13 protein-coding genes are annotated in these 13,244 nt (G+C 65.1%); 5 read left to right on the top strand and 8 right to left on the bottom strand.

The genetic code is table 11. The features are described 5' to 3' along the window. Nucleotides 1-410: 410 nt before the first annotated feature. The 5 genes from hydA to BRAD285_RS04415 form a co-directional block, all read right to left on the bottom strand. Nucleotides 411-1,814 carry a dihydropyrimidinase gene (gene hydA, locus BRAD285_RS04440; protein ID WP_006609202.1) on the bottom strand — a complete coding sequence of 468 codons (1,404 nt, stop codon included), beginning with the start codon at nucleotides 1,812-1,814 and terminating at the stop codon, nucleotides 411-413. Nucleotides 1,815-1,842: 28 nt separating this feature from the next. Further along, entirely contained in the window at nucleotides 1,843-2,571 is a 729-nt protein-coding gene (locus BRAD285_RS04435) for an aspartate/glutamate racemase family protein (protein ID WP_006609201.1), read from the bottom strand. 340 nt (nucleotides 2,572-2,911) lie between these two features. Beyond that, nucleotides 2,912-3,691 carry an ABC transporter ATP-binding protein gene (locus BRAD285_RS04430; protein WP_006609200.1) on the bottom strand — a complete coding sequence of 260 codons (780 nt, stop codon included), beginning with the start codon at nucleotides 3,689-3,691 and terminating at the stop codon, nucleotides 2,912-2,914. 2 nt (nucleotides 3,692-3,693) lie between these two features. Then, nucleotides 3,694-4,506 (bottom strand): ABC transporter permease, encoded by an 813-nt coding sequence (locus tag BRAD285_RS04425; RefSeq protein WP_006609199.1) that lies wholly within the window; start codon nucleotides 4,504-4,506, stop codon nucleotides 3,694-3,696. A gap of 252 nt (nucleotides 4,507-4,758) precedes the next feature. Then, nucleotides 4,759-5,766 carry an ABC transporter substrate-binding protein gene (locus tag BRAD285_RS04415; protein ID WP_006615374.1) on the bottom strand — a complete coding sequence of 336 codons (1,008 nt, stop codon included), beginning with the start codon at nucleotides 5,764-5,766 and terminating at the stop codon, nucleotides 4,759-4,761. A 189-nt stretch (nucleotides 5,767-5,955) separates the two neighbouring features. Here BRAD285_RS04415 and BRAD285_RS04410 point away from each other — a divergent pair, with 189 nt between their 5' ends. The 5 genes from BRAD285_RS04410 (at nucleotide 5,956) to BRAD285_RS04390 (ending at nucleotide 9,453) form a co-directional block, all read left to right on the top strand. Next, entirely contained in the window at nucleotides 5,956-6,705 is a 750-nt protein-coding gene (locus BRAD285_RS04410) for a GntR family transcriptional regulator (protein ID WP_006615373.1), read from the top strand. A gap of 69 nt (nucleotides 6,706-6,774) precedes the next feature. Next, on the top strand, nucleotides 6,775-7,179 hold the full coding sequence (locus BRAD285_RS04405; RefSeq protein WP_006615372.1) for a DUF350 domain-containing protein: 405 nt from the start codon (nucleotides 6,775-6,777) through the stop codon (nucleotides 7,177-7,179). A gap of 1 nt (nucleotide 7,180) precedes the next feature. Continuing rightward, nucleotides 7,181-7,573, top strand: coding sequence for a hypothetical protein (locus tag BRAD285_RS04400; protein ID WP_006615371.1), 393 nt, complete (start codon nucleotides 7,181-7,183; stop codon nucleotides 7,571-7,573). A gap of 215 nt (nucleotides 7,574-7,788) precedes the next feature. Continuing rightward, the gene (locus BRAD285_RS04395) at nucleotides 7,789-8,964 is read left to right on the top strand and encodes a glutathionylspermidine synthase family protein (RefSeq protein ID WP_006615370.1); all 1,176 of its coding nucleotides are present in this window, start codon (nucleotides 7,789-7,791) and stop codon (nucleotides 8,962-8,964) included. A 108-nt stretch (nucleotides 8,965-9,072) separates the two neighbouring features. Further along, nucleotides 9,073-9,453, top strand: coding sequence for a response regulator (locus BRAD285_RS04390; protein ID WP_035648857.1), 381 nt, complete (start codon nucleotides 9,073-9,075; stop codon nucleotides 9,451-9,453). A 106-nt stretch (nucleotides 9,454-9,559) separates the two neighbouring features. Here BRAD285_RS04390 and BRAD285_RS04385 read toward each other — a convergent pair whose 3' ends face one another. The 3 genes from BRAD285_RS04385 to kaiC are packed head-to-tail and all read right to left on the bottom strand — an operon-like array spanning nucleotide 9,560 to nucleotide 13,106. Beyond that, on the bottom strand, nucleotides 9,560-11,047 hold the full coding sequence (locus tag BRAD285_RS04385) for a sensor histidine kinase (RefSeq protein WP_006613307.1): 1,488 nt from the start codon (nucleotides 11,045-11,047) through the stop codon (nucleotides 9,560-9,562). 11 nt (nucleotides 11,048-11,058) lie between these two features. Continuing rightward, nucleotides 11,059-11,355, bottom strand: a complete 297-nt coding sequence (locus BRAD285_RS04380; protein WP_006613308.1) for a circadian clock KaiB family protein — start codon at nucleotides 11,353-11,355, stop codon at nucleotides 11,059-11,061. Then, nucleotides 11,352-13,106 carry a circadian clock protein KaiC gene (gene kaiC / locus BRAD285_RS04375; RefSeq protein ID WP_006613309.1) on the bottom strand — a complete coding sequence of 585 codons (1,755 nt, stop codon included), beginning with the start codon at nucleotides 13,104-13,106 and terminating at the stop codon, nucleotides 11,352-11,354. Before kaiC ends, BRAD285_RS04380 begins: the two co-directional genes overlap by 4 nt. Nucleotides 13,107-13,244: the final 138 nt, after the last annotated feature.

Here is a 13,244-nt window from a genome sequence, read left to right as displayed (position 1 = left end):
GGCGAGTGCGGTGCAGCGGAGGGGGACGGTGAGCTAGTCGACGCAAGCCGGGCGTCGTGATGGCCTCAAGCCGTCGCCGCAGCGGCGGTGCACTCCCTCTCCCCGTTCTTACGGGGAGAGGGTCGGGGTGAGGGGCAGCGGCACGGCTGGTGTCAGTGAAGAGCTTACCGCACTCATTCACGAACCACGACTGGACGTCATCATGAAGATGTCGCGTCACATTCCACGCCAGATGCATTCCGTTTGAGAGCTGCAGCTCTGGTAAGAACACCGCCCGTGTGGCTGCCCCTCACCCCAGCCCTCTCCCCGTGAAGAACGGGGAGAGGGAGCGCACTGTCGTCGCGGCGTGATCTCGGCTCATCTCGTAGTACGATACGGTCGGTGCAACGAGAGACGGAAGAAAGCCTGCCCTACGCAACCGCGCCCGGCTTGCCGCGGGTGACGTAGCGTCCCTCACCTTTCGCGCCGACCAGCTTGCCATCGCGCACGACGAACTTGCCGCGCAGCATCGTGGCAACCGGCCAGCCGGTGATCTCGATGCCCTCATACGGCGTGTAGTCGGAGCCGTGGTGTAGACCAGCCTGACTGATCTTGGCGGTCTTGTTCGGGTCCCACAGCGCGATGTCAGCGTCGTAGCCGATGGCGATCGAGCCCTTGCCTTTCAGCCCGTAGGTCTTGGCGTGGTTGGTCGCGGTGAAGGCGACGAACTGGTTGAGGGTGATCCGGCCCTTGCTGACGCCTTCGGAGAACAGAATCGGCAGGCGGGTCTCGACGCCGGGGATGCCGTTCGGCACCCAGCGGAAGCTGGTGCGGCCCTTCGGGGTCAGCTTGCCGGCCTCGTCGTCATAGCGGAACGGGCAGTGATCGCTGGAGAACAGCGAGAACACGCCCCTTTGCAGGCCCTCCCAGCACGCCTCCTGGCTCGCTTTGTCGCGCGGCGGCGGCGAGCAGACATATTTGGCGCCTTCCATGTTGAGGCCCTGCATGTCCTCCTCGGTCAGCACGAGATATTGCGGACAGGTCTCGCCATGGATCTTGAGGCCACGCATCTGCGCGCGGCGGATCTCCTCCATCGCCTCGCGGTTGGAGACGTGGACGATGACGATCGGCACGTCGATCAGCTCGGCCAGCGAGATCGCGCGGTGCGTGGCCTCGCGCTCGACCGGGATCGGGCGCGACTTGCCGTGATAATAGGGAGCGATCTGGCCGGCGCGCTCCAACCGGTCGGTGAGGAAGCGGATCGCGTCGTAGTTCTCGGCGTGGATTTGCACCAGGGCGCCCTGCTCGCGCGCGACCTGGAGCACGCCGAGGATCTCGTAATCGTTCAGCGCGAGACCCTCATAGGTCATGAAGATCTTCAGCGACGAATAGCCGTCGGCGACCAGCGCCGGTAGCTCCTGGCCGAGCACCGCATCAGTGGGGTCAGCGATGATGAGATGGAAGGAGTGGTCGACGTAGCAGGCCTGGTCGGCGAGCGCGTGATAGTCCTTCAACGCCGCGCGCAGCGGCTGGCCCTTCTCCTGCAGGCAGTAGGGCATCACGAAGGTGTTGCCGCCGAACGCTGCTGCGCGCGTGGCGCTCTCGAAATCGTCGGCCATGACGATGCCGGGGCCGGAGGGCTGGCTGATATGGACGTGGCTGTCGATGCCGCCGGGCAGCACCAGCAGGCCCGAGGCGTCGACGATCTCGTCGGCATCGGTGATGGCCTCGCCGATCGCGGCGATGCGGCCCTGTTTGATGGCGACATCGGCTTTGTACGTGTCGCTCGCGGTGGCGACGGTGCCATTGCGGATGACGGTGTCGAAGGCAGCCATGTGACGCGCTCTCCCTAGGCGAACAAGCTCAGGCGAATTTGTGAAACAGCGATCCCCAGCCGCTGACGCCGCTGACATCGACGCCGGCCAGTTTCAGCGATTTCCATACCACGGTGGCGATGGTGTCGAGAATGGGGATGCCGGTCTCGAGCTCCAGCCGCGCCACCAGCGGCGCGGCGCGCATGTTGGTGCAGACGACAGCGATGGCATCCGGCTTCTCGCGCGCGACCTCGCGGATCATGGTCTCGATCTCGGCCGGGGTCACCTCGGCGAAGGAGAAATTGTCCTGCAGATTGAGGTGCCGGTCGCCGCGGCAGGCGATGCCGAGCTTCTCGTAATTGGCGATGATGCGCGCCTGCACGTCGTCGCGATAGGGCGTGACAAGGCCGAGCGATGTGGCCTTCGAGGTCGCCAGGATCTCGTTCAGCGCCAGCATCGAGGTCGTCGCAGGGATGCCCGTCGCCGCGGTGATCTGCTCGCAGAGCTTGACGTCCGCCTCGAAGCCGAGCCAGCCGGAAGAGGTGCCGTTCCAGCCGATGACGTCGACCTTGGCATGCGCAAGCAGCTCGGCAGCACGCAGGATGTTGCTGATGTCGAACTGCGCGAGTGCGTCGGTGGACAACGCGATCTCGGTGACCTTGAAGCGCGAGAAGTGCGCGGAGACGTTGGGGAGATCGGCCACCATCGCCGAGGTGATCGGCTCCAGCGCGGTGTTAGACGACGGGGTGAGCATGCCGAGAAGGGTGCGTTTGGTCATGGGTGGTCAAGCCCCTCTGCCACAGCTGACTCCAACATATGGGGTACTCCTTCGAGAGCAGCCGCGGGCGAGCCGCGCATGAATGCGCCCTCTCCCCTTGTGGGAGAGGGAATGTACGAGCGTGCAGCGGGCTCGGTTGGGTGAGGGGTATGCCTCAACATTTGAGATCGCGGAGAGAGACCCCTCACCCGGTTTCTCACTTCGTGAGAAACCACCCTCTCCCGCAAGGGGAGAGGGTGCACCGACCGTGCCGCGAAGGCACACATCATCCATGATGCAGAAGTACGACGACGCCGTGAGCGCAGGTCCTGAAGTTCGGAGCGATGGAGCCGGCCGCGGTTCATACCAGCGCCCTCTCCTGCTCCGCCCTCTCCCCGCGCAACAGCGCCAGAATATGCCGCTTCAACGCATTGAACTGCGGTGAGGTGATATCCCGCGGCCGCGGCAGGTCGATCGGGATGATCTCGACGATCCGTCCCGGACGCGCGCTCATCACGGCGACATGCGTGCCCAAGGTCAGCGCCTCGTCGATGCCGTGCGTGACGAACACGATCGTGCCCTGGTGCTGCTGCCAGATGCGCACCAGCTCGGTCTGCATGTCCATGCGCGTCTGCTCGTCGAGCGCGCCGAACGGCTCGTCCATCAGGATGACCTGCGGATTCATCAGAAGCGCCCGCGCAATGCCGACGCGCTGGTTCATGCCACCGGACAATTCGGACGGATAATGGTTCTCGAACCCGGTGAGGCCGACCATGTCGATATGGACCTGCGCGCGGGCGCGGCGCTCGGCCTTCTGGCCGCCGGCGAGCAGCAGGTGAAAGGCGACGTTCTCCCACACCGGCAGCCACGGCATCAGATTGGCGTGCTGGAACACCACGCCGCGATCGGCGCCGGGCGCGGTCACGGGCCGGCCGTCGACGGTCAGGCTGCCCGCGCTCGGCTGCTCGAAACCCGCAATCATGTTGAGCAAGGTCGACTTGCCGCAGCCGGACGGGCCGAGCAGGCAGACGAACTCGTTGCGCGCGATCGACAAATTGATGTCGGCCAGCGCGGTGACGTCGGCGTTGCGCTTCTTGTCGGCAAAGATCTTCGACACGCCGGAGATGTCGATGGTCGCCATTGTCACTCTCCGCCGCGAAGCGTTGTATTGCGCTGCCAATGCAGCACGCGGGCCATCACCATGCGGATGGCGAGGTCGCTGCAGAAGCCGAGCAGGCCGATGCTCGCCATCGCCGCCAGCACCAGATCGTAGCGCAGGAAGTAGTAGCTGTCCCACAGCACATAGCCGAGCCCGCTCTTCACCGCGACCATCTCGGCGGTGACGGTGAGCATCCAGGCCGAGCCGATGCCGATGCGCAGGCCGGCGAAGATGCTCGGCATCGCCGCGGGAACGACGATGTAGCGCAGCAGCTTGCGCTCGCTGCCGCCGACCATGGCGCCTGCGCGGATCAGATTGCGGTCGCAGGTCTTCACGCCGTGAATGGTGTTGAGCAGGATCGGGAAGAACGCGCCGAGGAACACCAGGAAGATCGCCGGCTTGTTGGCGATGCCGAACCAGATAATGGCGAGCGGGATCCACGACACCGGCGGAATCGGGCGCAGCATCTGCAAGGTCGGCTCGATGATGATCTCGATCTTGCGCGACCAGCCGATGGCGACGCCGAGCGCGACGCCAAGGATCGTCGCGATAGCGAAGCCCGCCGCGACGCGCGACAGGCTCGCCAGCATGTCGGCAAGCCAATGCCCGCTATAGGTCTGGGTGTTGCCGTCGGTGCCGATCAGCCAGTCCGCCCACGCCCATACGACCGTCGACGGCGCGGGGAGCAGCGCCGCCGGCAGCGCGCCGGAGCGCGAGAAGGCTTCCCAGCCGGCGAGCACGAGCACGGGAACGATGGCGCGATCGAGTTTGCGCAAATGCGCGAGTGCGGGGGTCATTGGAGGATCGTGGGGTTTTGATAAATCATCTGCTCGACCGTTGGCGTGTCGGAGTTGGATCCAGGCTCTTCACGGCAAGAGCGGTGCGCCCCCTCGCCCCGCGTGCGGGGAGAGGGTTAGGGTGAGGGGGACTCTCCGCGAGCACGGTGCGTGGAGAGTCCCCCTCACCCGGATTGCATCTTTCGATGCAATCCGACCTCTCCCCGCACGCGGGGAGAGGTGACATCCCGCCGCGGCGCAATTAGCGCCTCATCAATACCCGAGCTCGCTCTTCGGCTTGCCCGTCGCGGCTTCCAGGAAGCGGTAATCGAGGTTCTTCTCGACGGCAGCCGTCACATCGGAGTTGATGTACTTCAGGTCGCGCATCATCGTGGCGATGGCGAGGGCGGAGGCGCGATACATCTTCGGATCGGGATCGAGGTTCTCGACCGCGCCGGTGGCGATCGCCTTGTCCAGACCGGTGATCTTGGAGATCACATTGATCAGCGCCGGCTTGTCGGCGGCGATGTGGGCATCGACCTTGACCACCGCGCGCACCACGCCCTCCAGCGCCTTCGGATTCGACGCGATGACGTCGGAGCGGGTCAGGATCAGGTTGGTCAGCTTGCCGGCGGCCTGGTCGTAGGGGAAGCCGAAGAATTTTGCCGCCTTGGCCTGCATGATCTGGGTGGCGAACGGCTCGACGGTGCAGATCAGCTCGACCTCGCCGCGGCGCAGCGCCTGCAGATGGTCGGACGGATTGGGAATGTTGACGAACTGCACGTCCTTGTTGATGTCGATGCCCTGCTTGGCGAAGGCGCCGCGCATGTGGATGTCCTGCGCATTGCCGCGCGAGCCGGCGATGCGGAACGGCTTGCCCTCGGCCTTGTACTTGGCGATGACAGCCTTCAGCGCGGCCCAGTCGCCCTGCGGGAGGTCAATGTCGTTGGCGAGCAGCATCGCCGAGCCTCCATTGACCTGGCCGGAGATGGCGACGACGTCAAAACCTTTGTCGAGCGCGATGGCGTAGTGCAGATAGGTCACCTGCGCGACGTCGATGTTCTTCGACACCAGCGCGGTCAGCGCGTCGGTGCCGGTGTTGAAGCCGACCGCGTCGATGGCGACGCCTTCGGCGAATTGCGGCGTCAGCGACATCGGCGTGCAATGCGCGCATTTGGCGTAGCCGAGTTTGATCTTGGGCGTGTCGTCCGCAAAGCTGAGCGAGGGCAGCGCCAGGGCGAGCAGAGCGAGAATGGGCAGCACGAAACGGTTCACGGTCATCTCCGAGGCAGGTCGATCAACGGGCTTTCGTTGCCTTCAGCAAACCACGTGCCATTTGGATGCGATATGCGATCTTGATTTTACGTCGTTATTTCAATAGCTTTTTACTCTATCAAGTTTCAGCGATTTGCCTGATCTGCGGGCGCTTCGCCCGAAATTCAGGCAATGTGAGGAGCCCCCGCAGCCGCCATGACGACCCCGGCATCCCGCCCCAAGCTCAAGACGCGCTTCAAGCCGGCCCGGCTGAAGCTGTCGTCCGACCAGCCGACGCGGCCACTGGCGCGGTTGTCGCTGCATGATCAGCTCGTCGCCAAGGTGCGCGAGATGATCATCGACGGCGAGCTCGCCGCCGGCGCAGCCCTGCCGGAGCGGATGCTGTGCGAGACCTTCGGCGTGTCGCGCACGCCGCTGCGCGAGGCGTTCAAGATCCTCGCCGCCGAGGGCCTGATCGAACTGCGCCCGCACCGCACGCCGGTGGTGACGCCGATCGACGCACGCGAGATCGCCGAGATTTTCGACGTCATGGTTGCGCTGGATGCCGCCGCCGGCCACGCCGCCGCCACGCGCGCCACGGCTGATGACATCGCCAGTCTTGACGCCATGCATGCCGAACTGGTCGCGCTGCATCGTGCCGCGGAGCGCGGCGCATACTTCCGGCTCAACCAGCAGATCCACGCAGAGATCAGCAAGCTCGCTGGCAACGCCGTGCTGCTGAACATGTGGAGCACCTTGCATGCGAGCGTCTTCCGCGCCCGCGCGGTCGCCAATTACGATGCCAGCCGCTGGGACGAGTCGCTCGGGGAGCACGAAGCCTTCATGGCGCTGCTGCGCGCCCGCGACGCCCGGGGCTTCGCGCAGGCGCTGAGCGCCCACACCCGCAAGACCGGCGATTCCGTGCTGCAGATGCTGGCGCAGGCCAAGCAACAGCCCGGCGGATAGACTTTCTTCACGTCGAACCCGGCAGACTGGCGCCGCGACAGAAGAGAGCTTCCCGCGTCGGGCCTGATCATGATCTTGCAATCCCTCGCCGGCCTGCCGGCCTTCCTCGTCTATTTCTGCACCGCGCTGGTCGCGGTGACGGCGTACCTGTTCATCTATACCCGCGTGACGCCCTACAACGAGTTCCAGCTGATCCGGGACAATCATCCCTCGGCCGCGGTCGCGCTCGGCCTCAGCCTGCTCGGCTTCACCCTGCCGCTGGTCAGCGCCATCGCCCATTCCGCCAACGTGCTGGACTGCCTGATCTGGGCGCTGGTCGCGCTGATCGTGCAGGTGATCGTGTATTATCTCGTGCGCATCCCGGTGCCCGATCTTGCCAACCGCATCGTCGCCGGCGAGCTCGCCTCGGCGATCTGGCTCGGGCTCGCTTCGCTCTCGGCCGGCGCGCTCAACGCCGCCTCGATGATCTACTGACATGACCGAGCAACGCCCCGAGTTCGGCAAGCGAAGGCCGCTTCCTCCGCCTCCACCGACGCCGCCGGTGAAGCGCTCCGGCCATGTCGCGTTGCTGCTGATGGGCACGCTCGCCGTCGGCGGCACGGCCTACACGCTGATGCCGCGCCAGCAGAGCTGTCCGCAAGAGGCGGAGACGCCGACGATGGCCGCTCCGCCGCAAACCAGCGAATGCAGCACGCGCCGTTCGAGCAGCAGCGGTGGCGGCGGCAGCGGCTCCGGCCGCTGGGGATTTTCGAGCGGCGACTCCGACTCTCGAGGCAGCGGCTCAAGCCATGTTGCCGAGGCCTCCTCCTCTCACGTTTCGCGTGGCGGCTTCGGCGGGTTCGGCCATGGCTTCGGTGGCGGCAGCTGATGTCGGTCGCGCCATCGCCGCGAAATCACCGCGTTTGTGATATCTCTTGGATTCGGATCTTTGACACAGACTCAAAATCATAAAAAACGCGCCTGCCGACTGATCGGACATGATCCGTTGAGACGTCCGCGCCGGATGGCGCCGACGATGATGCAGGTTGCCGCGCACCTCGTCGCAGGTCGCGGCACGCCTGATTGCGTCCCGGGTTAGCCGAGATGCAGCGCATCCCCTGCCCCGAGCGCGACGACTGGCGGCAGACGGCCGAACAATGCGGCTTCGATTTCTACGAGCTCGACGGCGAGCGCTATTGGGACGAGCGCGCCTACTACGCGTTCACGATGGCGGAGATCGAGCTCGGCATCGAGGAGCCGACCGCCGAGATCGAGCAGATGTGCCTCGAACTCGTCGGCAAGGTCGTGGCCGATGAGGCGTTGTTGCAGCGGCTGAAAATTCCGCCGGCCTTCTGGCCGCTGCTGGCCGACAGCTGGAAGCGGAGAGATGACAGCCTCTACGGACGGCTCGACCTCAGCTTTCCCGGCTTTCGCGACGGCAGCCGCATGCCGGCGAAGCTGCTCGAATACAATGCGGATACGCCGACCTCGATCTTCGAGGCCGCCGTCTTTCAATGGACCTGGCTCGAGCAGGCGATCGAGCGGCGCATCGTCCCCGGCCGCGCCGACCAGTACAATTCGATCCACGAGCGCCTGATCGAGCGCTGGCGATCCCTCGGCAAGGGACGACGGCTGCACCTGACGGGAATGACCGGCGAGGCCGAGGACGCGGCCACTCTGGCCTATCTCGCCGATACGGCGGCGCAGGCCGGCTTGTCGACAACCGTGCTTGACATCGCCGACATCGGCTGGCGCGACAAAGGCGGCGGCTTCGTCGATCTCGACAGCAATGACATCGCGCTCGCCTTCAAGCTCTATCCCTGGGAGTGGATGTTCCAGGACGCCTTCGGCGCGAAGCTTTCGCGCGCTCCGACGCAATGGGTCGAACCGCCGTGGAAGGCGATCCTCTCCAACAAGGGCATCCTGCCGCTGCTCTGGCAGATGAACGAAGGGCATCCAAATCTGCTGCCGGCTTATTTCGAGGATGATCCCAAGGCGGCGAGCCTCGGCCCGAGCTTCGTGCGCAAGCCGATCTATTCGCGCGAAGGCGCCAATGTCAGCCTGGTGTCCGACGGCGTCGCCGTTTCGACCCAGGACGGGCCTTACGGTGCGGAGGGCTTCATCCGCCAGGCGCTGGCGCCGCTGCCGGATTTCGGCGGCGCTTTCCCGGTGATCGGCAGCTGGCTGGTGGCCCATACGCCGTGCGGGATGTCGATCCGGGAAGATGCAACCCCGATCACCGGCAACCGCTCGCGCTTTTTGCCGCACGCGATCGTGTAGAGCGTTAGCAATAAGCAGCGAAAACGCCTCGACACGCCGCGTCGGATGGTTAGATAGAGCTGAGGGGACGGAACTCCTGGACGCGGCGGCTGCGACCGGATGTGAGGCATGACGACCGACAACGCTCAGCTCGAAGGTTTGCGGATCCTGGTCGCCGAGGACGAGGGGCTGATCGCGCTCGAACTCGAGACGGTGCTGCAGGGATTTGGCTGCGAGGTGATCGGCCCGGTGTCGCGCGTCACCGAGGTGCTGCGCGAAGCCGAACGCGGCAACCTCGATGGTGCGTTGCTCGACGTCAATCTGCGCGGCGAACAGATCTTCGCCATCCTGCCGCAACTGATCGCGCTCGGACTGAAGATCGTCATCACCTCCGGCTACGATGATGCGACCCTGTTCCCGCCGGAATTCCGCAACCTGCCGCGGCTCGCCAAGCCGTTCGACGAACGCGCGCTGCGCGCCATGTGCGAGACGACGTTCTTGCGGCGCTGAACGACCGAAAGCGCGATGAGATCAGGATGAATCATCATCGCGCTTTAGGTTGTTGTTTGCGCATGATCTATTCGGAAAACCGCTGCGCACTTTTCCGGATCATGCTTTAGTCCGGCTGCACCGCAGAGGCGGGCACCTGCTCGGGCATCGTCTCGGCCGTCAGCGCAAATCGCAACGTGCAGCGGATGCCTTCCGGCGCGAACGCAAGATCCGCTTCGCCGTCGAGATCGAAGCGGACCACGCGATCGATCAAGGTGGTGCCGAAGCCGCGCGATCCGTTGCCTTCGATCGGCGGTCCGCCACGCTCGAGCCAGACGAGCTCCAGCCGGCGCCGATCGTCGCACAGCTGCCAGCTGATCGTGACCTGGCCGAACGGCGCTGACAGCGCGCCATATTTCGAGGCGTTGGTCGCGAGCTCGTGCAGCACCATCGAGAGCGGCAGCACCAAGCGGGCCTCCAGCAGCACCGGCGGCCCTTCGATGCTGATGCGGCCCTCGCCGACGCCATAGGGCGCCAGCACCGTCGTGAGCAGCTCGTTGAACCCGATGCCGATCCAGCGCGTCTGGGTCAGGATGTCGTGGGCGATCGAGACCGCCTGGATGCGTCCGGAGAATGCCTTGTTGAAGGCCGGCAGCGACGGCGATGTCCGCAGCGTCTGGCCTGCGACTGACTGCACGATCGCCAGGATGTTCTTGACGCGGTGATTGAGCTCGGCGACGAGGACGGTCTGCTGCTCCTCGGCACGCTTGCGTTCGGTGATGTCGGTCAAGGTGACGATCGAACCGACCGTCTCCTTGGCGTCATCGACCAGCGGACCGCCCGACAGCAGGAACGACCGCCCCGACATCCGCTCGTCGCGCAGACGCACCTCGACGCCATGAAACGGCTTGGTGGCCAGCGCCCGATCGAGACTCTCGCGTGAGAAGCGCGTCAGGGTGCCCTGCTGGTTCGCACTCAAGGCATCGAGCGGAAACGCCTCGGAGAACAATTGTCCCACCGGAGAGCGTTGCGCGAGCTGCTCGGCCACCCAGCTCGCATGCGTGATGCGCCCATCGAGCGCCAGCACGACGACGGCATCGGTGGCCTGCTCCAGGATCGATCGCGCGAAACGCTCGGCGCTGGCGACCTCCTCGGCCCGGCGCTGAATCGACATGTCGGTCAAGGTCACCAGCGTGGCGACCACGCCGCCCATCACCATCTGTCGCATCCAGACCGAGACGGGCAGATCGGCGCCGTCGGCGCGGCGCAACTGCGCATCACTGGTCGCATCGCCGGCGCGCTGCTGCGGCACCGCGCCTGCAAACAGCGAGGCAAAGCTGCGTCCGACCAACTGCTGCGCGTCGAGCCCGGTCAGCGCGCAAAGTCTCGAATTGACGTAGACGAGGCTGCCATCGGCATCGAGCGTCAGTGCACCATCGCTCATCCGCTCGACGAGGACGTGATAGGGCGCGTCAGCGCCCTGCAGCATGATGACCTGCGGTCCGCTCGGACCCTGCACCACCACGGCATCGACGTTGCCGCGATGAATCGCCTCGACGGTCTCTTCCGCCTCGTTCCGCGGCCGTGCCGCCTGCATTGCGTCCTTGGCCGCCACGAAACCTCCGTTCAGCTCGGTGCGATATCCAGACCGACCAGAACCTTCTCCGCGTTGGAGAGGTCGCCGATGATGCGCTTGAGCGGCTCCGGCAACTGCCGGATCAGCGTCGGGATGGCGACGATCTGATCGCGCTGCGCCAGCGCGGGATCCTTCATCAGATCGATCACCTCGATGGTGTAGCGGCCGGGCAGATGCGTCTCGCACAGCTTCTTGAGATTGGCGAGCGCAGCCAGCGATTTCGGCGTCTGGCCCGCGACATAGAGCCGGAGATTATAGCCATCCTGTTCCATCGCTGTGGCCGTCATTTGCGTGATGTCATTGGTTTCGACGGCGAGCTCGCCGCCCGCTTCGACGAGCGGCTCTGGACCAGGGCAATCCGGTCGGCCGAGCGCTGATCCTCGCGGGCAGCGCCTTCCAGGTTCAGAAGCTCCATTTCCCCCTCCTCACTCACAAGCTGCGCTTTCAGCGTTTCGATCTGCGCCGCGATCTCGCGGCGGCGGCGCTCGATCTCGCGCGTGCGGCGCTCCATATCCTGCGTGCGCAACAGGCGCTCGGCGCGATCCCTGACCTCCTGCGCCACCCGCGCCGATCCCGTGAGCACCCCTTCCGGACCGACATAGACCTCGCGCAGCGAGATGCCGTCGCTGCCCATCAGGAATTCGCGCACCTGGTTGGAGTGCGCCATGCCGCGCGACTTCAACAGATAGAGCTGGCGATTGTGCTCGCCATTGCTCTCGCGGTTGTAGAGCAGCAGCCAGGTGTCGGTGAGCGAGGAGATCTGCATCTCCGTGGTCGCCGTCTCCGCGCTGCCGGCGCCGAGATTGGTGAACAAGGCGGTGACCCCGCGTGATTTCAGGAAGTCGATCAGCCGCAGCGTCATCGAATGCACGTCGCCCGCAAGCCCGGCCCCCATCAACGACGAGATCGGATCGACCACGACGGCAGCGGGATCGAACTCCTTCACCTCGCGGTGCATCGCCGCCAGATGAGTCTCCAGCCCGTAGAGGTTGGGACGGCGGGCCGAGAACCGCAGCAGGCCGCGATCGACCCATTGCTGCAGGTCGAGCCCGACCGATTTCATGTTGCGCACGATCTGCTGTGGCGATTCCTCGAGCGCGAAGTAGATGCAGCGCTGCCCGGACGCGCAGATCGAGTTGGCAAAGTGCGCCGAGACCGTCGACTTGCCGGCGCCGGCCATGCCCGAGATCAGGATGCTCGATCCCTTGTAGTAGCCATGGCCCTCGAGCATCTCGTCGAGATCGGCGATGCCGGTCGAGACCCTCTCCGTCGAGACATCATGCGAAAGCCCCGACGAGGTGATCGGCATCACCGTGATGCCTTCCTGGTCGATGATGAAGGGATATTCGTTGGTGCCGTGCGCCGTGCCGCGATATTTCACGACCCGCAGCCGCCGCGTCGACAGCTGGTCGTGGACCCGGTTGTCGAGCAGGATGACGCAGTCGGCGACGTATTCCTCAAGGCCGTAGCGGGTCAGCGTGCCGTCGCCGCGCTCGCCGGTGATGATGGCGGTGACGCCTTTGCTCTTCAGCCATTCGAACAGCCGGCGCAGCTCGGAGCGCAGCACGGCCTGGTTGTCGAGGCCACCGAACAGCGTCTCGATCGTATCGATGACGACGCGCTTGGCGCCGATGGAATCGATCGCGAAGCCGATGCGGATGAACAGGCCGTCGAGGTCGTAGTCGCCGGCTTCCTCGATCTCGTTGCGGTCGAGATGGATGTGATCGACGACGATCTTCTTCTGCTCGATCAGCCGCTCGACGTCATAGCTGAGCGAGCCGACATTCTTGATGAGGTCCTCGGGCTGCTCCTCGAACGCAATGAACACGCCCGGCTCGTCATAGGTGACCGCGCCGTTATAGAGAAACGTCATGGCGAACAGCGTCTTGCCGCAGCCGGCGGCACCGCATAGCAGCGTCGGTCGCCCCTGCGGCAGGCCGCCGAAGGTGACCTCGTCGAGGCCGTCGATCCCGGTCGGCGATTTCGCAATGACAGGGAGATCCCGCGCCACGATTCGAGGACGCACGCTCGTTTTCATCAATTTTTCCCCCGCCGTCGAGCGAACACGCTTCGGCCACACCAAGGCGTGAATCGACGCGCCAGAGGGAAAAAGGTTCCAGGCGCGGGAAAAAGATTTTGCCTTGCGGGAGATCCGCGGCGTCACGGCCCACGTTTG

Source organism: Bradyrhizobium sp. ORS 285 (genome assembly GCF_900176205.1).
Lineage (GTDB): Bacteria > Pseudomonadota > Alphaproteobacteria > Rhizobiales > Xanthobacteraceae > Bradyrhizobium.
This window is presented reverse-complemented; position numbering and strand designations above follow the sequence as displayed.